The sequence below is a fragment of the Spiribacter onubensis genome (genome assembly GCF_040838425.1).
Taxonomy (GTDB): Bacteria; Pseudomonadota; Gammaproteobacteria; order Nitrococcales; family Nitrococcaceae; genus Spiribacter; species Spiribacter onubensis.
On sequence record NZ_JBAKFI010000002.1, the window covers coordinates 493293 to 510886 of the forward strand.

Here is a 17594-nt window from a genome sequence, read left to right on the forward strand (position 1 = left end):
AATCCCCGGGGTACGCCCCCTCTCCTACCAGGGTAATGGCCGTCCGCCGGGCGGCCTCAGAGCAGTAATGAATCTCACCGAACTCAAGCAGAAGCCGGCCGCCGAACTCGTCGAGCTGGCCCAATCCCTCGGCATTGAGAACATGGCCCGCTCGCGCAAGCAGGATGTCATCTTCTCGTTGCTCAAGGCCCATGCCAAGAAGGGCGAAGACATCTGGGGCGATGGTGTTCTGGAGATCCTGCAGGACGGTTTCGGGTTCCTGCGCTCCACAACCAGCTCCTACATGGCCGGACCCGATGACATCTATGTATCGCCCAGCCAGATCCGGCGCTTCAGCCTGCGCACCGGCGACACCATCTCCGGGAAGATCCGCCCGCCCAAGGAGGGCGAGCGATATTTCGCGCTGCTCAAGGTCGATCAGATCAACTTCGAGAAGCCGGAGGCGGCGAAGCACAAGGTTCTGTTCGAGAACCTCACGCCGCTGTTCCCCAAGGAACGGCTGACCCTTGAGCGGGGCAACGGCTCCACCGAGGATCTCACCGCCCGGGTCATCGATCTGTCCGCGCCCATCGGCAAGGGGCAGCGTGCGCTGATCGTCTCGCCGCCCAAGGCCGGCAAGACCATGCTGCTGCAGAACATCGCGCAGTCCATCACGGCGAACAACCCGGAGGCCTACGTCATCGTGCTGCTCATCGACGAGCGGCCAGAGGAGGTCACCGAGATGGAGCGGACGGTGCGTGGCGAAGTGGTTTCGTCGACGTTTGACGAGCCGGCCAACCGCCACGTCCAGGTCGCCGAGATGGTGATCGAGAAGGCGAAGCGTCTGGTGGAGCACAAGCGTGACGTGGTCATCATGCTCGACTCCATCACCCGTCTGGCGCGGGCCTACAACACGGTGGTGCCGAGCTCCGGCAAGGTGCTGACCGGTGGCGTGGATGCCAACGCGCTGCATCGTCCCAAGCGCTTCTTCGGGGCCGCCCGCAACATCGAAGAGGGTGGCAGTCTGAGCATTATCGCCACCTCGCTGATCGAGACCGGCTCGCGCATGGATGATGTGATTTACGAGGAGTTCAAGGGCACAGGCAACATGGAGGTCCACCTCGACCGCCGTATCGCCGAGAAGCGCATCTACCCGGCCATCAACATCAATCGCTCCGGTACCCGTCGCGAGGAGCTTCTGATGACCCCGGAGGAGCTGCAGAAGGTCTGGATCCTGCGCAAGCTCCTGCATCCCATGGATGAACTCGCGGCCATCGAATTCCTGCTCGACAAGCTCAAGGACACGAAGACCAACAACGAGTTCTTCCAGGCCATGAAGCGCTAGGCGTCAGATGATGCGGGATCCAATTGGATACGGCGGGCGCCGTCGCGCGGTCAGTGGTTAACCCGCGTCCAGGTCTCAAAGTCCATCGGCCAGGCATGCTCGGCGTCGGCCGGGTGATGGGTGGTCTGTTGTAGGGCCCAGTCCGGGCCCTCGAAGGCCGGAAACCACGTATCTCCGTCGAGCTCCGCGCGTACCCGGGTCAGTTCGATGCGATCGGCGATGGGCAGGAAAGCCGCGTAGATCCCGGCGCCGCCGATGACCATCAGCTCGGCGGCACCCGCCGCCGCGGCCACGGCCTCCTCCAGCGTATGCACCACCTCAACGCCATCCGTCGCCCAGTTGGCATCCCGCGTCATGACGATGTTCTGCCGGTTGGGCAGGGGCCGGCCGATCGACTCGAAGTTGCGCCGGCCCATGACGATGGGCTTGCCGCGGGTCAGCGCCACGAAATGCCGCATGTCATCGGGCAGCCGCCAGGGCAGGTCGTTGTTGCGGCCGATGACCCGGTTCTCGCTCATCGCCACCACGAGCGTGATCTGCATGGCCTAAACCTCCTCTACACCGCCACCGGGGCGGCGATATGCGGATGTGACTGGTAGCCCTCAAGGGCGATGTCCTCGAACCGGAAATCGAACAGGTTCGTGATGTCCGGATTCAGGCGCAGCGTGGGCAGTGGCAGGGGTTCACGTGCCAGCTGTCGGTCGGCCTGCTCCAGGTGATTCAGATAAAGATGGGCATCACCGAAGGTATGCACGAACTCGCCCGGCGCCAGCCCGGTGACCTGCGCCACCATGTGGGTGAGCAGCGCATAGGAGGCGATATTGAACGGCACGCCAAGGAACAGGTCGGCACTGCGCTGATAGAGCTGGCAGGAGAGCCGGCCACCGGCGACGTAGAACTGGAAAAGCACATGGCAGGGCGGCAGCCCCATGCGGTCGACTTCGGCCGGGTTCCACGCGGTGACGATATGCCGGCGCGAATCCGGGTTGTGCCGGATCTGTTCGACGACCTGGGCGATCTGGTCGATTTTCCGGCCATCCGGGGCGGGCCATGAGCGCCATTGCACACCGTAGATGGGTCCCAGGTCGCCATTTTCGTCGGCCCATTCATCCCAGATCCTGACACCGTTTTCCTTCAGGTAGCGGATATTGCTGTCACCCGCCAGGAACCAGAGCAGCTCGTGGATGATCGATCGCAGATGCAGTTTCTTGGTGGTGACCACCGGGAAACCCTCGGCCAGGTCAAAGCGCATCTGCCAGCCGAACACCGATCGGGTTCCCGTCCCGGTGCGATCGGATTTCTCGATGCCGTGGTCACGGACGTGGCGGAGAAGGTCCAGGTACTGTTGCATGCGTGCGGATGACTCCCGTGTTGGACCTGGGATTGTGGTGTCCGCCGAAGTCGACGGCAAGTCAGCGGCGACGCGCCGCCCAGGCCATCAGGCCGAGCCCCGCCAGGATCATCGGCAGGGAAAGCAGCTGACCCATGGTCAACCAGCCGCCCAGCAGGTAACCGATATGCGCGTCCGGCAGGCGCACGAACTCCACGCTGAATCGGGCGACGCCGTAGCCGGCGAGGAACAGGCCCGTCACCATGCCGGTGGGCCGCGGACGGCTTGAGAACCACCACACCACCACGAAGAGCACGATCCCCTCCAGTGCCATTTCATAGAGCTGTGAGGGATGCCGGGGGGAAGGCCCCAGCGGCGGATAGACCATGCCCCAGGGCAGCTGGGTCGGTGCGCCCCAGAGCTCGCCGTTGATGAAGTTGCCGAGTCGGCCTGCCGCCAGTCCCGGCGGGATGAGCGGCGCGACAAAGTCGCCCAGCGCCAGCGGGCGGATCCCCTGGCGCCAGGCATACCACGCCATCATCAGGATCACGCCAATGAGTCCGCCATGGAAGGCCATCCCGCCTTCCCAGACGCGGAGCAGCGAGAGCGGATCGTTCCAGACCGCCCCGCCGCTATAGAACAGCGCATAGCCGACGCGGCCGCCTACCACCACGCCGATCGCGCCGAACAGCAACAGATCGTCCATCTGCGCCGGCTTGATGGGTGTGTCCGGCCGGCGTGCCCGAAGTCGCCCCAGCCACCACGCCAGCCCGAAGCCGACCGCGTACATCAGCCCGTACCAGTGGATGTCCAGCGGGCCGAGTGAAATGGCGACCGGGTCGATATCGGGGTAATGCAGCATGGGGCTCATTGTGACGCAATGGCGGTAGAGCAGGAAGGCGCCGGGTGTCCAGTATCCGGGGCTTGAGCTAGACTGAATCCTGATCCTTGGTTCAGCGATTCATGACAGGAGTAGGCGTTCGTGCGGCGATGGGTACATGCGGCAGGCATGATAGTGGTGATGGGGCTGGCGAGTCTGGCGCCGGCGGCTGCGCAGACAACCGCCTACGTCACCGATGAGCTCGAGATCACAATGCGCAGTGGCCAGGGCAATGATTACCGCATTATCCGGTTGCTGAGCTCCGGGGCACAGCTTGAAGTGCTGCAGCGGGGTGAGACCTGGACCCGGGTCCGTGCCGGCGACGACGAGGGCTGGGTTCGCAGCATCTATCTACAGTCCGAGCCGGGCGCCGCGGCGCGGCTTGCCCGCGCCAGCGAGCAGCTCGAGCGGCTGCGCCAGGAGAACGGAGAACTGTCAGACAACCTGGCCAGGCTGGAGTCGGAACTGGAAACCGTGAGCGCCGCCAATACCGAACTCGAGGCGGATAACCAGCGCATGTCCCAGCGCCTTCAGGAGGCTGGTGAAGGGTTGCAGCTCGCTGACGAGAACAAGGCGCTGCGCAAGCAGGTCATCGATCTGGAGCGTCAGGTTCAGGACCTCTCCCGCGAGGCCGAGCGCATGGCCGACCGCGAGCGCCAGGACTGGTTCATCGCCGGGGCGGGCGTGATCGTATTCGGCATGCTGCTGGGCATCCTCGTCACCCGCATCCGCTGGCGCAAGCGCAGCAGCTGGGGAGACCTCTAGGGGCCGGCCTCATGAGCGATTCCCTGGGCCATCTGGTGGACTGGTTCCGCCACAGCTCCCCGTTCATCCATGCCCACCGGGGGCGCACCTTCGTGGTCAGCGTCGGTGGTGAGGCACTGACGGAAGGCACGGCGGCGGGCCTGGTGCATGACCTGGCTCTGCTGAGTGGGCTGGGGATCCGGGTGGTGCTCGTTCCCGGCGCCCGCCCGCAGATCGAAGCGCGTCTCAATCAACAGGGCGCGACCATTCGCTATGTGAATGGCCTGCGGGTGACCGATGCGGACGCGCTCGCCTGCGTGCGCGACGCCGTCGGCAGCGTGCGGCTCGAACTCGAGGGGCTGTTCTCGATGGGGCTCGCCAATTCACCCATGGCCGGCCTGCGCCTGCAGGTCGCCAGCGGCAACTTCGTGACCGCCCGGCCGTTGGGAATCCGAGACGGGGTGGACTACCTACAGACCGGTGAGGTGAGGCGCATCGATACCACGGCCATCCGCCAGCGGCTCGACGATGGCGCCGTGGTGCTGCTGAGTCCGCTCGGCGTCTCGCCCACGGGTGAGCAGTTCAACCTGTATGCCGAAGACGTAGCCGTCGCGGCCGCCCGCGGTCTGCGGGCAGATAAGCTGCTGTTCCTGCACGAAGGTGAAGGGCTGGTGGATGCCCAGGGCGAGGCCATCGGCGAGCTTACCGTCGAGCAGGCACGGGACTGGCTGGAGCCGGGGAAGACGGCTGATTCGCCGGTCATCGCCCAGCTCGCCCGTGCCGTCGCTGCCTGCCGAGGCGGTGTCGCGCGGGTCCATCTGCTGCCGCGGGCCCTTGATGGTGCGATTCTGGGTGAGCTGTTCAGCCGGGATGGTGTCGGCACGCTGGTGACGCCCCGCGCCTTCGAGCGGCTGCGCCCCGCCGGCGTTGAGGACATCAGCGGCATCCTGGCGCTGATCGCCCCGCTCGAGGCCGATGGCACGCTCGTGCGGCGGACTCGCGAGCGCCTGGAGACGGAAATCAGTGAGTTTACGGTGATGGAGCGTGAGGGGACGGTGGTCGCCTGCGCTGCCCTGCACCCCATCCCGGACACGGATGCCGCGGAGGTTGCCTGCCTGGTGGTGCACCCGGACTACCGGGGTGGCCAGAGAGGCCGGCAGCTGCTGCGCAGGCTGGAGGATGACGCCCGCGCCGCCGGCCGTGAGCGGCTTTTCGTGCTCACGACGCGAACCGCCCACTGGTTCCAGGAACAGGGCTTTGCGCCGGCGCCAGTGGATGCCCTGCCCGCGGGCCGCCAGGCCTTCTACAACCTCGGCCGCGGCTCGCGGGTGCTGATCAAGCCCATCGGCTAGCGCAGCGCCAGGCGTTCCGGAATGCCCGAGAGCCGGGCATTGGCTACCGCCTGCTCCAGGCCGTTGCCGCTGATCATTGCCCGGACTTCCTTTACATAGGCCCAGCCACGCTGGGAATACTTCTCCAGGCCTGCGGTCATCTCGGTGGGTGTCATCTCCCGCCCCGCCTCGTCAGCTCGCGCCCGGAGCGAACGGAACCGCTGGTAGGCCTCGTGACTGTTGAGGTTGTTGAGATAGCTGCGCACGGAATCGCGTAGGTCATCGAAGACCCGGACGTAATGGTCGGCTCCCTTGGCCCGGTCGCGGGGCTTCAGGCCCTCGCTGGCCTGCCAGGTCCACTCGCCGAACAGGTTGTTGCCCTGGCGTGCGAACCGCGATGTGCCCCAGCCGCTCTCGATTGCCGCCTGAGCCAGCGCCAGCGAGGTCGGCACCGTGTTGACCCGGTTCATCAGTGAATCGGTGGTCGCCTCGGCGAGCGGATCGCCCTCAACGTCATATTCCGCGGCGAGGCGCTTGATGATGTTGACCCGGCGCTGTTCCGGCAGATCGCCGTTGACGGCCTGCCTGAGTTCGCTGCGCTGCATTTCGATGCGAGTGTTCTCCGCCAGTACCAGCGGCAGCAGCGTGCGGAAGAACAGCGACTTGCGGGTGTCGGTGGAAGTATCCGAAAGATCGTCCGGGAAATACTGCACCGTCAGCGGCGGCACCTGGGTCGCCGGCCAGAAGTAGCCCGCCTGCGAGAAGACCGCCTCAAGCCCTTCCGCGCTGCTGGCGTAAACCGGTTCCAGTGGTGGCACCTCGCCGTCGCTGTTGGCGATGCCGGGCCAGCCAAGCCACCAGAAGGCAAGGATCAGGGCGACTGCACCGAGGGGAGTCGCCTCAATCAGCGTTCGCAGAGGAGAGCTCTTTGTTCTGTCGTTATCCATTGTCTGACGTATCCCGTTGTTCCATTTCAAGGATATGGTCCCATTCCGATTCGCTCACCGGCATCACGGACAGCCGGTTACCGCGCTGGACGAGACGCATTTCAGACAGAGCGGGGTCCGCCTTGAGTTCCGACAACGGAATAATTCGGTCCAGATGTCTGATATAGCGCACATCCACCATCAGCCATCTGGGGTTGTCCGGATCGCTTTTAGGGTCGTAGTACTTTTCGTCCGGGTCGAATGCGGTGTGATCCGGATAGGCCTCGCTGACTACTTCCATGATGCCGACAATGCCCGGCACCTTGGTATTGGAGTGGTAGAAGAACGCCTGGTCTCCCGGCTGGAACTGATCCCGGAACATATTGCGCACCTGGTAGTTGCGGATGCCGTCCCAGTGCTCTGTTCCATCGGGTTCCGCCGCCAGATGATCGATGCCGTAGACATCCGGCTCGGACTTCATCAACCAGTAAGCCATGACGTTTCCAGAAAGCGACTCGAATCGAATCAACCGTGCAGCTTAACAGAAAATCGTTTCGCGATTGGTGACGCAGATATCCAGTGGCTGATCCCATGGATCATGGGGAATGCCTGGCTGTTTCTGGCAGGCATGGGCCAGTCCCAGACAGATCGGCCGGCGGAATCGGCCGCGAACGCCTAAGGTGCGATCGTAGAAACCGCCGCCCATGCCGAGGCGATGACCGGCCTCGTCAAAACCGACCAGTGGCATGATCAGCAGATCAATGGCGGCCAGAGAGCAGGTGGGATGGGGTCGGCCGGCCGGCTCGGGAATCCCCAGCAGGCCTGGATGCAGCGGCGTGTTGCGGTCATAGCGGCGGAAGATCAGATGTCCGCGCTGCCGGGCGGCCCGTCGCCCGTGCTCGCCCTTTGGCGGTTGGATGACCGGCAGATGGACCTGCTTGCCCGCTCGCCAGGCGGCCTCGACCAGCGGCTGTGGATCGATTTCACCGTCGGCCGCCAGATAGACCGCAACGCGCCGGGCCCGCCGCCAGGCAGCCAGGCGCATCACCCGTATGGCCGCCATGCGGGCGGCCCATCGGGCGGTGCCGGCGTCGATGGCCCGGCGCTGCGCCCTCAGCCGGGCGCGCAGCGTCTGCTTGCGCTCGGTGGTGATGCTCATGGGATGGCAGGTGGTAAGTGAACGGGTCCCCGTGACGTCGTTCGGGCACGCCCTTGAACCCTTTGGTTCAGGTCGGGGAGGGCGAATGACACCTTAGGCTTTCCGCTCATGGCGGACTTGCTCACCAGCGCCATTACCAGCGTCTCCCCTAAGGCGCGAGATTGTAGGGTCAAGAATGCTAAAGCCCGTTGTCGAGCGCCACAGGGACCCGACTCACAGTCTGCATCCCTGCCGGCCTTTCGTCTAGCGGCGCTGCAGCTCTGCCGGCACCTCGACGCCGTCGAGGTAGTCATCGATGCGTGCATCCAGGTCGCGCAGCCGGGTCTCGATCACCTCGGCGCCGGCTGCGTGATTCTGCGCCTGGAGCATCTCATGGGTGATGTTGAGGGCCGCCATGATGGCGATGCGCTCCATGCCAACGATCTTTCCGGCGTCGCGGATTTCGCGCATGCGGGCGTCGAGCTGACGGGCCGACTCCAGCAGGCCATCGCGCTCCTCGGCGGGGGCGGCGAACATGAATTCGCGATCGAGGATGCTGACCTTGACCGGTTCACTCATCCATTGTTCTCCAGTGCCTTCAGCCGGCTGATCATGGCCTCGATCCGCGCTCTGGCGGTCTCGTTCTTGTCCAGGAGCGCCGCGCGTTCCGCGTTGAGCGATTCCTGGGCGCGGAGCAGTACGCGGTTCTCGTCACGCAGCTGATCGCAGAGCCGTATGAGCCGCTCCACGCGCTGTTCCAGTTGCATGACCTGTTCGCTAACGGAATCAACCACTTGAGATATCCCCGCGTAATCACTGCGAGTCTAGCACCAATGGTAGAATATGCCCATGAACGATTCCGAGCGCTACAACGAAGTGGCGGCCGCATTGGCGGGCGTGGAAGCCAATCTCTCCGCTGCCGAGGCCCAGGGCATGCTCTGCGGCCTTTTCTGCAGCCCCGAGACACCGGAGGCGGCGCGCTGGATCGCGCAGGTGCTGGATGGCCTCTCGCCCAAGGGAGAGCCGGCCCGGGAAGTGCTGGAGGCGCTGTCCAACCTCTACCAGGACACCCGTGACCGGCTCGAGAACGACAGCCTCGAGTTCGATCTGCTGCTCCCCGACGACGAGCAGCCCATCGGCCAGCGCGCCACCGCCCTCGGCCAGTGGTGCGAGGGCTTTCTGTTCGGCCTCGGCCTGGCCGGCAGCCATGACCCTGCCAGGCTGCCGCGCGAGGCGAACGAGGTGATCAGCGACCTGACCGAGATCGCGCGGGTGGATGCCGACGCCGAGGCCGACGAGGACAGCGAAATCGCCTACACCGAGCTGGTCGAATACCTGCGTGCGGCCACGCTGCTCGTACGCGAGCATACGGCGCTGCCCTCTTCCGCCCGTCCCGCGGACAACGGCAGCCCTGCCGGACCGGACATCCTGCACTAGCGATAAGGACACCGACGGATGGATACCGCTGAACATGCCCGTCGCCGCGACATCCTCATGCGTCACGTCGGCGAGGACGGTATCGCCGTGCTCGCCGCGGCACCCGAGCGCCCGCGCAACCGCGACGTCCACCACCCTTACCGTCAGGACAGCGACTTCCTCTACCTGAGCGGTTTCGACGAGCCCGACGCCGTGGCCGTACTGGTCCCTGGCCGGGCTCAGGGGGAGTTCATCCTCTTCTCCCGCGAGCGCGACCCGCTGCGCGAGACCTGGGAAGGGCGCACGATCGGCCAGGCCGCCGCGGTGGAGGACTATGGCGCTGACGATGCCTTTCCCATCGACGATATCGACGACATCCTGCCGGGTCTCATGGAGGGTCGGGACAAGGTCTATTGCGCCATGGGGGCGGATGCCGACTTCGATCAGCGCCTGATCGGCTGGGTGAACGCCCTGCGCGCCCGGGCCCGCGCCGGCGTCAAGGCGCCGCTCGAGTATGTCTCGCTCGAGCATGTGCTCCACGAGATGCGGCTGATCAAGTCGAAAGCGGAGGTGGCGCGGATGCGTGAGTCGGCCCGCATCACGGCGGCCGCGCATGCCAGACTGCTCGGCGTGGTCCGGCCCGGCATGATGGAGTACGAGGTGGAGGCCGAGCTGCTGTACGACTTCCGGCGCCACAACGGCGGGCCCGCCTATCCGATCATCGCTGGCGGCGGCGCCAACGCCTGTGTGCTGCACTACATCGCCAACCAGGCGGCATTGCAGGATGGCGATCTGCTGCTGGTGGATGCCGGTATCGAGCTCGATGGCTATGCCGCCGACATCACCCGCACGCTGCCCGTGAACGGGCGCTTCAGCGGCGAGCAGCGGGCGATCTACGAGCTGGTGCTCGATGCGCAGCATGCGGCCCTCACCGAGGTGCGGCCCGGCCAGCACTGGAATGCCGCCCATGAGGCGGCGACGCGCGTTCTCGTTGAGGGCATGGTTGAACTGGATCTGCTCCGCGGCGAGGTCGACGAGCTGATCGAATCCGGCGACTACCGTCGGTTTTTCATGCATCGCACCGGACACTGGCTGGGCATGGATGTCCACGACGTGGGTGACTACAAGGTCGATGGCCATTGGCGTGAACTGGAACCGGGGATGGCGCTCACCGTCGAGCCGGGGCTCTACATCCCGCCGGGCAGCCCGGTGGACGAGCGCTGGCACGGGATCGGTGTGCGCATCGAGGACAACTGCGTGATCACCCGTGATGGCCACGACAACCTGACGGCGGCGGCCCCCAAGGCCATCGACGATATCGAGGCGGCCATGGTGGGGTCATGATGGTGGATGAAGCGACTTTCGATATCCTGATCGCCGGGGGTGGGCTCGTGGGGGCCAGTCTGGCGGTGGCGTTGCGCGATAGCGGGCTCACCGTGGCGGTGGTCGAGCCGGTGCCGCCGAAGGCCGATCAGCAACCCAGCTTCGATGACCGGCAGACGGCATTGGCGCCCACTTCGCGGCGTTTTTTCCAGAATCTCGGCCTCTGGGATGCCATCGAGCCGGGGGTGGCACCGATTCGGTATATCCACGTCTCCGATCGGGGACACGGGGGCTTCACACGTCTTAATGCCGACGAAGAGGGGCTGCCCGCGCTCGGGCATGTCGCGCCCAACCGGGTGCTCGGTGCCGCCCTGCGCCCGGCCATGGCGGCCGCGGCCACGCTGTTCTGTCCCGCGCATATCGTCGACAGCCAGCCGGTTTATGACGGCGCGGCTGCCGGCGAGGCGCGGCTCGCGGCGCGCAAGGTGCGCATCGAGACCGAGGATGGCGAGCGCACGCTGACCACCCGACTGCTGGTGGTGGCCGATGGCATGCGCTCGGCCACCCGCGATGCGCTTGGGATCGAGACCGATGAGCGCGACTACGGCCAGAGCGCCATCATCGCCAATCTGCGAACGGAGCGTTCCCACGCCGGCGTTGCCTTCGAGCGGTTCACGCCCGACGGCCCGCTGGCCCTGCTGCCGGCATCGGACAATGCCGTATCGCTGGTCTGGACGCTACCCCATGACGAGGCCCGGGAGGTCGCCGAATCCTGGTCCGACGCGGCATTTCTGGCGCGTCTGCAGGATGCCTTTGGATGGCGTCTCGGGCGGCTCGAGGGCGTTGGCCAGCGGCATGTCTATCCGTTGGTGGCGGTCACCGCCGAGCAGTTCGCGGTGGAGCGGGCGGTGATCCTGGGCAACGCAGCGCATGCCCTGCACCCGGTGGCCGGCCAGGGCCTCAACCTGGCGCTCCGTGACGTGGCGGCGCTGGCCGAAGCGCTGGGGGGTGGGCCGGATTCGGCGGCCAGGCCGGGCCCCGTGGCCAGGCCGGGCTCGGCGGCGGAGCGAGCGGATCCTGCGCCGGATCCCGGTGAGCCGTCGCTGCTCGAGGCCTATGCCCGGTCCCGGCGCAGCGATTACCGCCGTACTTTCACCTTCACCGACGGTCTCGTGCGGCTCTTCTCCAATGAATTCCTGCCGTTGGTGGCGGCGCGCAATATCGGCCTGACCGCACTGGATCTCCTGCCGCCGGCGCGGCGCCTGCTGCTCAAGCAGGCCACTGGCGCGGCCGGGGATGTGCCCGCGCTCTGTCGGGAGCCGTAACCCGGCGGCATCCGGAGGCCAGTGCGTCTGAGCCCGGGTAACGGGCAAAGCCGCGCCTGGCTGCTTGCGATCGAGGCCGGCATCGGGCGTTGGGATTTTCGCGGCCGCACCGCTACCATCGCCACCGGGTGCCGCGTTGGGCGGTTCGAGTGCATTTTGCGTGGCAGAGGGAAACCGATATGAGTGAAATACCCACCGATCTTCGATACGCCGCGACGCATGAGTGGGTGCGGGATGAGGGCGATGGCATGGTAACGGTGGGTATCACCGATCACGCCCAGGCCTCGCTCGGTGATCTGGTGTTCGTCGAGCTGCCGGAGGGCGAGGGCACCACGGAGGCCGGGGCCGCATGCGCCGTGGTCGAATCCGTGAAAGCCGCCTCTGACATCTATGCCCCGGTGGATGGCGAGATTACCGCCGTGAACGATGCGGTCCGGGACGAGCCGGAGCGTGTCAACAGCGATCCCTATGGTGAAGGCTGGCTTTTCCGGATGCGAATGGCCGATGCCGGTGCGCTGAGCGAGCTGCTGGATGCCGATGGCTACGCCGAGGTCGTAGAGGCCGAATCGTAAGCGGCTGAGTTGCCGGGCGGAGGGTCACGCCTCGCGGGGTCGGTCTGCGCACAGGCCGGTGTGCTCGAAGTGGCCGGGCAGGGTTTGGTATGTCCTTTTCGGGCCCTGTTGACGTTGGATATCTTACGTAACGCGTCGTGACGACATGAATCAGTGCAAACGGTGGCGACTGGCCGACGGACGGTCCCTGGAAGAGCTGGAGTCGCTACGCATTACGTCTTGCGTCCCTGCGAGCTCTGTCCAGCGTTAACAGGGGTCGCAAAGAGGGTGTCGATCCCCTCGGCCGTGACATGACATCAGAGAGAAAATCAAACCATGGATGGCGATGACCTGAGACAACTGCTGGAGCGCGCACGGGCCTGGCGTGATGCCGACCCGGATCCGGAGACCCGCCGCGATCTCGACCGGCGTATTCAGCGTGCCGAGGCGGCACTATCCGGCGAGGCAGGGGCAGAAACGGATACAGGCGACACCGACTCCGCCGACTCGATTGCCGCCCTCCGCCACTGCTTCGAACCGCCGCTGAGCTTCGGCACGGCCGGGCTGCGCGGTCTCAAGGGCCCCGGGCCCGCGCATATGAACCACCGCCTCATCCAGCGGGTCACGGCGGTCATGGCCGACGTGCTGCGCGCCGAGGTGCCGGACGCCGCCCAGCGCGGTGTGGTCATCGGCTATGACGCCCGGTACGGCTCAGCAGAACTGGCCGACACCTCTGCGCGGACCATCGCCGGCGCCGGGCTGGGGGTCCATATCTTTGACGATTACGCCCCCACGCCGCTGGTGGCATTCGCCGCGCTGGAACTGCAGGCCGCCGCCGGGATCGTGCTCACCGCCAGCCATAACCCCCCCGAGTACCTGGGCTACAAACTGTATTGGTCCAATGCGGCTCAGCTGGTGTCTCCCATTGATCAGCGCATTGCCCAGGCCCTGGCCGCACTGCCGGCCGGGGTGGAAATCCCTCAGATCGAGGCCGCAGACAGCGCACAAAGCGAAATCTGCCCCTTCTGGAAAACCCACGGTGAAAGCCTCAGGACGCGCTATCTCGAGGCCATCCGCCAGCCCGGGAGCGTGTCGACGGGCGCCTGGCCGGCCGCCCCGTCGGATCCTGCAACCGCCGTGACCCCGCCGACCTCACCGGCCAGACCCGCCGCGCCGGTCGCAACACCCCGCAACCACGCCGGCCCGACCCTGCGCATCGCCTACAGCGCCATGCATGGCGTGGCGGGTGAGCTGACCAAGGCCGCGCTCGCCGAGCAGGGTGGCATCGATCTGTATGAGGTCACGGAACAGGCGGCGCCGGATGGCGGCTTCCCCACCGTTCGGTTTCCCAACCCGGAGGAGCCGGGAGCGCTGGATCGTCTCACGGAACTCGCTGCCGAGGTCGGTGCGGATGTGGCGCTGGCCACGGACCCCGACGGCGACCGTCTGGCGGTGGTCCTGCCTGATGAGCACGGAGACTGGCGAGTCCTGATGGGGGATCAGACCGGCGTGCTCATGGGCGACTACCTCATGGCGCGCTGGAGGGCGGCGACAGGCAACGATAAGCCTGGTGGCGGCCAAAGATTTGTCATGAACACCGTGGTGAGCTCACGCCTGCTCGGGCGTGTGGCCGCCCACTACGGCATCGACTTCGAACAGACACTGACCGGTTTCAAGTGGATCTGGTATCGCGCCCTGCAACGCGAGGCCGCGGGCGATCGTTTCCTCTATGCCTATGAGGATGCCATTGGGTTCTGCCCGACCCGGCGGGTCCGGGATAAGGATGGCATTGCCGCGGCGGTAGTGGTGGCCGAGATGGCCCGCGACGCCCTCTCCGCCGGGACCACCCTGAATGCCCGCTTGCAGGCGCTGTATCAGCGGCATGGGCTGTCCATTAACCGTCAGGTCAACATCAAGCTAACTGGCGACGGAGCCCGGGAACGCATGAGGGAAAGCCTGCAGGCACTGCGTGCGGATCCCCCCGAGGAGATCGCCGGGCTACAGGTCACCTGGATCCATGACTACCAGGCCGCCGAGCGCCATCGTCCCGATGGCAGTGACCCGGAACCTATTCCACTGCCCGCTACGGACCTCGTCCAGCTCGATCTAAGCGGCCATGGCCCTGGCCCGGGTCTAGGCCCTGCCCCTGGCCCCGGCTCCCGCGCCGGCACCTACCACGCCAGCATCCGGCCCAGCGGTACCGAGCCCAAGCTCAAGATCTATCTGGAGTATCTGGGCAGGCCCGACAGCCCGGATCTGGCGGCGGAAGCCGCCGAGGCCGGTGAGGGGCTGGGCAGGCTGGGGGAGGCGCTGCGGGCGCGGCTGGCCTAGGCCGAACCTCTATACCCTGCGACTGCTCAGTCGCCTCCGTCGCCTCAGCGCGCGGCTCGCGTCGAGTCAAGCGCATCCGGCCTTTGCGCCCCGCCCGACCCCGTTAAACCCCGTAGTAATCCCGATACCAGTCAACGAAGCGCCGTACCCCCTCCTCTACCGGCGTTGAAGGCTGATAGCCCACCGCCGCGGCCAGATCGTCAGCGCTTGCCCAGGTATCAGGCACATCGCCCGGCTGGAGGGGCAGCATTTCCATCTCCGCTCGATGGCCCAGGCAGTCCTCCAGGACTCGGATGTAATCGAGCAGCTGGACGGGGCGGTTGTTGCCGATATTGAAAATCCGCCACGGCACGTTACTGGTCGCCAGGTCCGGCGCGTCGCTATCCCAGTCCGGGTTGGCGGCGGCGGGTCTGTCACAGGCGCGGATCACGCCCTCGGCGATATCCTCCACAAACGTGAAATCACGCTGATGGTGCCCATGGTTGAATACCTGGATGGGTTCGCCGGCCAGAATCTTTCGGGTAAACAGGAAAAGGGCCATGTCCGGCCGGCCCCATGGCCCGTAGACCGTAAAGAACCGCAGCCCGGTGCATGGCAGGCCGAAGAGATGCGCGTAGCTGTGGGCCATCAACTCGTTGGCGCGCTTGGTGGCGCCGTAGATGGCCAGCGGGTGATCGGCTGGCTCGTGCTCGGTGAACGGCATCTGCGTATTGGCGCCATACACCGAACTGGTCGAGGCGTAGACCAGGTGACCGACATCGTTGTACCGACAGCCCTCGAGCACGTTCAGGAATCCCGTGACGTTGCTGTCGATGTAGGTCTGCGGGTTTTCGATGGAATAGCGCACGCCGGCCTGCGCCGCCAGATGGATGACGCGCTCGAAGCCCTCGTCGAAAATCTCCCGGATCCGGTCGGCCTCCGCCAGATCCGCCTTATGGAAGGCAAAGCGGCCGGGCACGGACGGGTCGGCATCGCGCCCCGCCAGGCGCTCCAGGCGTGCCTGCTTGAGGCTGACATCGTAGTAATCGTTGAGGTTGTCGATCCCCACGACCGTGTCGCCCCGGGCGAGCAGCTGTTCGCAGGTGTGATAACCGATGAAGCCGGCGGCGCCGGTGAGCAGGATTTTCATCCTGACAGGGTACGCTGCCCCGCTTTATCGGCGCCAGCCGGAGAATCCATGCCAAAAAGGCGCAATGCCAACGCAAAAATCCCTTGCCCGGTGGTTGCCGCGACCGCTACCTTCTTATGAGTGACTGTTCACAAGATGAACGGTGCCGGGCACAGGACGACGCCGGGCAGGACGTTCAGGGAGGCCTTACGTTGAAACGCTGGTACGCCGTTTATTGCAAACCACGAGAGGATGAGCGCGCGGAACTGCACCTCGACAACCAGGACTTCGAGGTATTCCGCCCCAAGCACCGGGTGCGCCGCAAGCGCCAGGGTGGCATGACAACGCTGATCGAATCCCTCTTCCCCCGCTATCTCTTCATCCACCTCGATGATGTCAGCGAGAACTGGGCGCCGATCCGCTCCACCCGCGGTGTGGCGGGGCTGGTGCGCTGGGGTGATCGCATTCCGGCGGTGCCTGATCCGATCGTCGACTGCCTTCGGCTGAATGTTGACGAGGTGGGCTGTATCCCCACCCCCCCGGCGGACTACAAGCCCGGTGATCGGCTACGCATTCTGGAAGGCCCCTTTGCCGGCCTCGAAGGCGTGTTCTACACCCGCAAGGGCGAGGACCGCGTCATGCTGCTCCTCGAGATCATGAAACAGCCGCAGAAGATGACGTTTGCCGAGGCCGCACTGGCAAGGGCCTGATGACTTGTCTCCGGTCAACGCACCTGCAAAGCCCCCTCACATGGGGGGGGTAAAGGTCACCCAAATTTCGCTATGATCTGCGAACAATGTCGCAGAAGTTGCTTGTGCTCAGCAGCGCAGGCCTGGCGGTAGCGTGGTCGAGACAGGACTAACTACACACGCCAAGAACCGATACTTTGAGCTATCGGTCAATTACCTATGAATTGTCTCTCTATGTTAGCAATATCACTTGAAATATGAGCACCCCGTAACATGGACGATATTCCGATTTGCCCGATTCTCCTTGCTGGCGGCACGGGCTCACTGCTCTGGCCGCTTTCCAGAACCCTCATGCCAAAACAGTTTATCCGCCTGATCGGTAACCAAACGATGCTGCAGCAAACGCTGCAGCGTATATGCCCAACTTGACGTACAGGCTCCGGTTGTGGTTTGCAATGAGGAGCACCGCTTTATCGTGGCCGAGCAGGCGCGCCAGGCAGATATCGCGCTGGACCGGATCATGCTTGAGCCCTTCGGTCGCAGCACCGCCCCGGCTGTGGCGCTGGTGGCCATGCGGCAGCGTGCCTGCAATGAATGAGGTGGACCCCATCCTTCGGACCACTGGTAGCGGCTAAGTTGTAAAGACCGGTGGCCTCTCCATCGGCATTAAGTTTCCGGCATATGAGCCCAGTGGACCTCAGTCGGGGTTCTTTGATCAAGCGCGGTGTGTGGCCGCTCCGCGTTGTAGAAGTCGATGTAACTGCCGAGCCCACGCTCCAGGGCCGTCGGGCTGTCGTAGCCTCGTAGGTCGATGTCCTCGTACTTCAGCGTCCGCCACAGTCGCTCGACGAAGACATTGTCGAGGGCCCGGCCGCGGCCATCCATGCTGATCAAGATATCCCATGCCTTGAGTCGCTCGATCCACTCGGTGCTGGTGAACTACGCGCCCTGATCGGTATTGAAGATCAGCGGCTGCCCCTGATCGAGGGCCGCATCCAGCGCTTCGACGCAGAAGCCGGTGTCGAGCGTGTTCGACAAGCGCCATGAGACGACATAACGACTGAACCAGTCGAGCACGGCCATCAGGACCATGAACCCGCGCCGCATCGCGGTATAGGTGATGTCAGCACACCAGACCTGGCAACTGTGCTCGATGGCGAGGCCGCGTAGCCGATACG

General features: G+C 65.2%; 22 protein-coding genes and 1 other RNA gene. 11 read left to right on the forward strand and 12 right to left on the reverse strand.

The genetic code is table 11. The features are described 5' to 3' along the window. Positions 1-67 precede the first annotated feature (67 nt). Complete coding sequence (gene rho / locus V6X63_RS05875; protein ID WP_367967756.1) at positions 68-1324, forward strand: transcription termination factor Rho; 1257 nt, start codon at positions 68-70, stop codon at positions 1322-1324. A 50-nt stretch (positions 1325-1374) separates the two neighbouring features. Here rho and V6X63_RS05880 read toward each other — a convergent pair whose 3' ends face one another. The 3 genes from V6X63_RS05880 to lgt form a co-directional block, all read right to left on the reverse strand. Then, entirely contained in the window at positions 1375-1866 is a 492-nt protein-coding gene (locus V6X63_RS05880; RefSeq protein WP_367978392.1) for a dihydrofolate reductase, read from the reverse strand. Positions 1867-1880: 14 nt separating this feature from the next. After that, positions 1881-2675 (reverse strand): thymidylate synthase, encoded by a 795-nt coding sequence (locus V6X63_RS05885; protein ID WP_367978393.1) that lies wholly within the window; start codon positions 2673-2675, stop codon positions 1881-1883. A gap of 61 nt (positions 2676-2736) precedes the next feature. Next, on the reverse strand, positions 2737-3516 hold the full coding sequence (gene lgt, locus V6X63_RS05890) for a prolipoprotein diacylglyceryl transferase (protein WP_367967761.1): 780 nt from the start codon (positions 3514-3516) through the stop codon (positions 2737-2739). A 120-nt stretch (positions 3517-3636) separates the two neighbouring features. Between lgt and V6X63_RS05895 the strand changes: the two genes are divergently transcribed. Beyond that, entirely contained in the window at positions 3637-4299 is a 663-nt protein-coding gene (locus tag V6X63_RS05895; protein ID WP_367978394.1) for a TIGR04211 family SH3 domain-containing protein, read from the forward strand. An 11-nt stretch (positions 4300-4310) separates the two neighbouring features. Further along, on the forward strand, positions 4311-5630 hold the full coding sequence (gene argA / locus V6X63_RS05900) for an amino-acid N-acetyltransferase (protein ID WP_367978395.1): 1320 nt from the start codon (positions 4311-4313) through the stop codon (positions 5628-5630). Here the strand turns inward: argA and V6X63_RS05905 are convergent. The 6 genes from V6X63_RS05905 to V6X63_RS05930 all read right to left on the reverse strand — a co-directional run bounded on the left by V6X63_RS05905 (position 5627) and on the right by V6X63_RS05930 (position 8467). Beyond that, positions 5627-6556 carry a glucosaminidase domain-containing protein gene (locus V6X63_RS05905; RefSeq protein ID WP_367978396.1) on the reverse strand — a complete coding sequence of 310 codons (930 nt, stop codon included), beginning with the start codon at positions 6554-6556 and terminating at the stop codon, positions 5627-5629. The two genes, argA and V6X63_RS05905, sit on opposite strands and share 4 nt — an antisense overlap. Continuing rightward, a complete protein-coding gene (locus tag V6X63_RS05910; RefSeq protein WP_367978419.1) occupies positions 6549-7031 on the reverse strand; it encodes an EVE domain-containing protein in 483 nt (160 codons plus the stop codon). The genes V6X63_RS05905 and V6X63_RS05910 overlap by 8 nt, the downstream gene beginning before the upstream one ends. Positions 7032-7073: 42 nt before the next feature. After that, positions 7074-7694, reverse strand: a complete 621-nt coding sequence (locus V6X63_RS05915) for a 5-formyltetrahydrofolate cyclo-ligase (protein ID WP_367978397.1) — start codon at positions 7692-7694, stop codon at positions 7074-7076. A 22-nt stretch (positions 7695-7716) separates the two neighbouring features. Further along, positions 7717-7904, reverse strand: a non-coding RNA gene (gene ssrS, locus V6X63_RS05920) — 6S RNA. 33 nt (positions 7905-7937) lie between these two features. Then, on the reverse strand, positions 7938-8252 hold the full coding sequence (locus V6X63_RS05925) for a cell division protein ZapA (protein WP_367978398.1): 315 nt from the start codon (positions 8250-8252) through the stop codon (positions 7938-7940). After that, a complete protein-coding gene (locus V6X63_RS05930; RefSeq protein WP_367967770.1) occupies positions 8249-8467 on the reverse strand; it encodes a TIGR02449 family protein in 219 nt (72 codons plus the stop codon). Before V6X63_RS05930 ends, V6X63_RS05925 begins: the two co-directional genes overlap by 4 nt. Before the next feature lie 55 nt (positions 8468-8522). On the opposite strand from V6X63_RS05930, the gene V6X63_RS05935 reads away from it, so the two are divergent. The 5 genes from V6X63_RS05935 (at position 8523) to V6X63_RS05955 (ending at position 14619) form a co-directional block, all read left to right on the forward strand. Further along, positions 8523-9110 carry a UPF0149 family protein gene (locus tag V6X63_RS05935; protein WP_367967771.1) on the forward strand — a complete coding sequence of 196 codons (588 nt, stop codon included), beginning with the start codon at positions 8523-8525 and terminating at the stop codon, positions 9108-9110. A gap of 18 nt (positions 9111-9128) precedes the next feature. Then, positions 9129-10433: an aminopeptidase P N-terminal domain-containing protein gene (locus V6X63_RS05940; RefSeq protein ID WP_367978399.1), complete on the forward strand. Its 1305-nt coding sequence runs from the start codon at positions 9129-9131 to the stop codon at positions 10431-10433. Next, positions 10430-11737, forward strand: a complete 1308-nt coding sequence (ubiH, locus tag V6X63_RS05945; protein WP_367978400.1) for a 2-octaprenyl-6-methoxyphenyl hydroxylase — start codon at positions 10430-10432, stop codon at positions 11735-11737. Before V6X63_RS05940 ends, ubiH begins: the two co-directional genes overlap by 4 nt. Before the next feature lie 179 nt (positions 11738-11916). Further along, the gene (gene gcvH, locus V6X63_RS05950; RefSeq protein WP_367978401.1) at positions 11917-12309 is read left to right on the forward strand and encodes a glycine cleavage system protein GcvH; all 393 of its coding nucleotides are present in this window, start codon (positions 11917-11919) and stop codon (positions 12307-12309) included. A 315-nt stretch (positions 12310-12624) separates the two neighbouring features. Continuing rightward, positions 12625-14619: a phospho-sugar mutase gene (locus V6X63_RS05955; RefSeq protein WP_367978402.1), complete on the forward strand. Its 1995-nt coding sequence runs from the start codon at positions 12625-12627 to the stop codon at positions 14617-14619. Between the two features lie 103 nt (positions 14620-14722). On the opposite strand, the gene V6X63_RS05960 is transcribed toward V6X63_RS05955, so the two are convergent. Continuing rightward, positions 14723-15748 (reverse strand): NAD-dependent epimerase, encoded by a 1026-nt coding sequence (locus V6X63_RS05960; RefSeq protein ID WP_367978403.1) that lies wholly within the window; start codon positions 15746-15748, stop codon positions 14723-14725. A 191-nt stretch (positions 15749-15939) separates the two neighbouring features. Between V6X63_RS05960 and rfaH the strand changes: the two genes are divergently transcribed. The 3 genes from rfaH to V6X63_RS05975 all read left to right on the forward strand — a co-directional run bounded on the left by rfaH (position 15940) and on the right by V6X63_RS05975 (position 17014). After that, complete coding sequence (rfaH, locus tag V6X63_RS05965) at positions 15940-16437, forward strand: transcription/translation regulatory transformer protein RfaH (RefSeq protein ID WP_367978404.1); 498 nt, start codon at positions 15940-15942, stop codon at positions 16435-16437. 252 nt (positions 16438-16689) lie between these two features. Further along, on the forward strand, positions 16690-16845 hold the full coding sequence (locus tag V6X63_RS05970) for a sugar phosphate nucleotidyltransferase (RefSeq protein WP_367978405.1): 156 nt from the start codon (positions 16690-16692) through the stop codon (positions 16843-16845). 16 nt (positions 16846-16861) lie between these two features. Continuing rightward, positions 16862-17014 (forward strand): hypothetical protein, encoded by a 153-nt coding sequence (locus tag V6X63_RS05975; RefSeq protein WP_367978406.1) that lies wholly within the window; start codon positions 16862-16864, stop codon positions 17012-17014. 68 nt (positions 17015-17082) lie between these two features. Here the strand turns inward: V6X63_RS05975 and V6X63_RS05980 are convergent, their stop codons facing one another. After that, positions 17083-17301, reverse strand: coding sequence for an integrase core domain-containing protein (locus V6X63_RS05980; RefSeq protein WP_367978407.1), 219 nt, complete (start codon positions 17299-17301; stop codon positions 17083-17085). 54 nt (positions 17302-17355) lie between these two features. After that, positions 17356-17594 (reverse strand): DDE-type integrase/transposase/recombinase (locus V6X63_RS05985; RefSeq protein WP_367978408.1); only part of this gene is annotated, 239 nt, incomplete at its 5' end.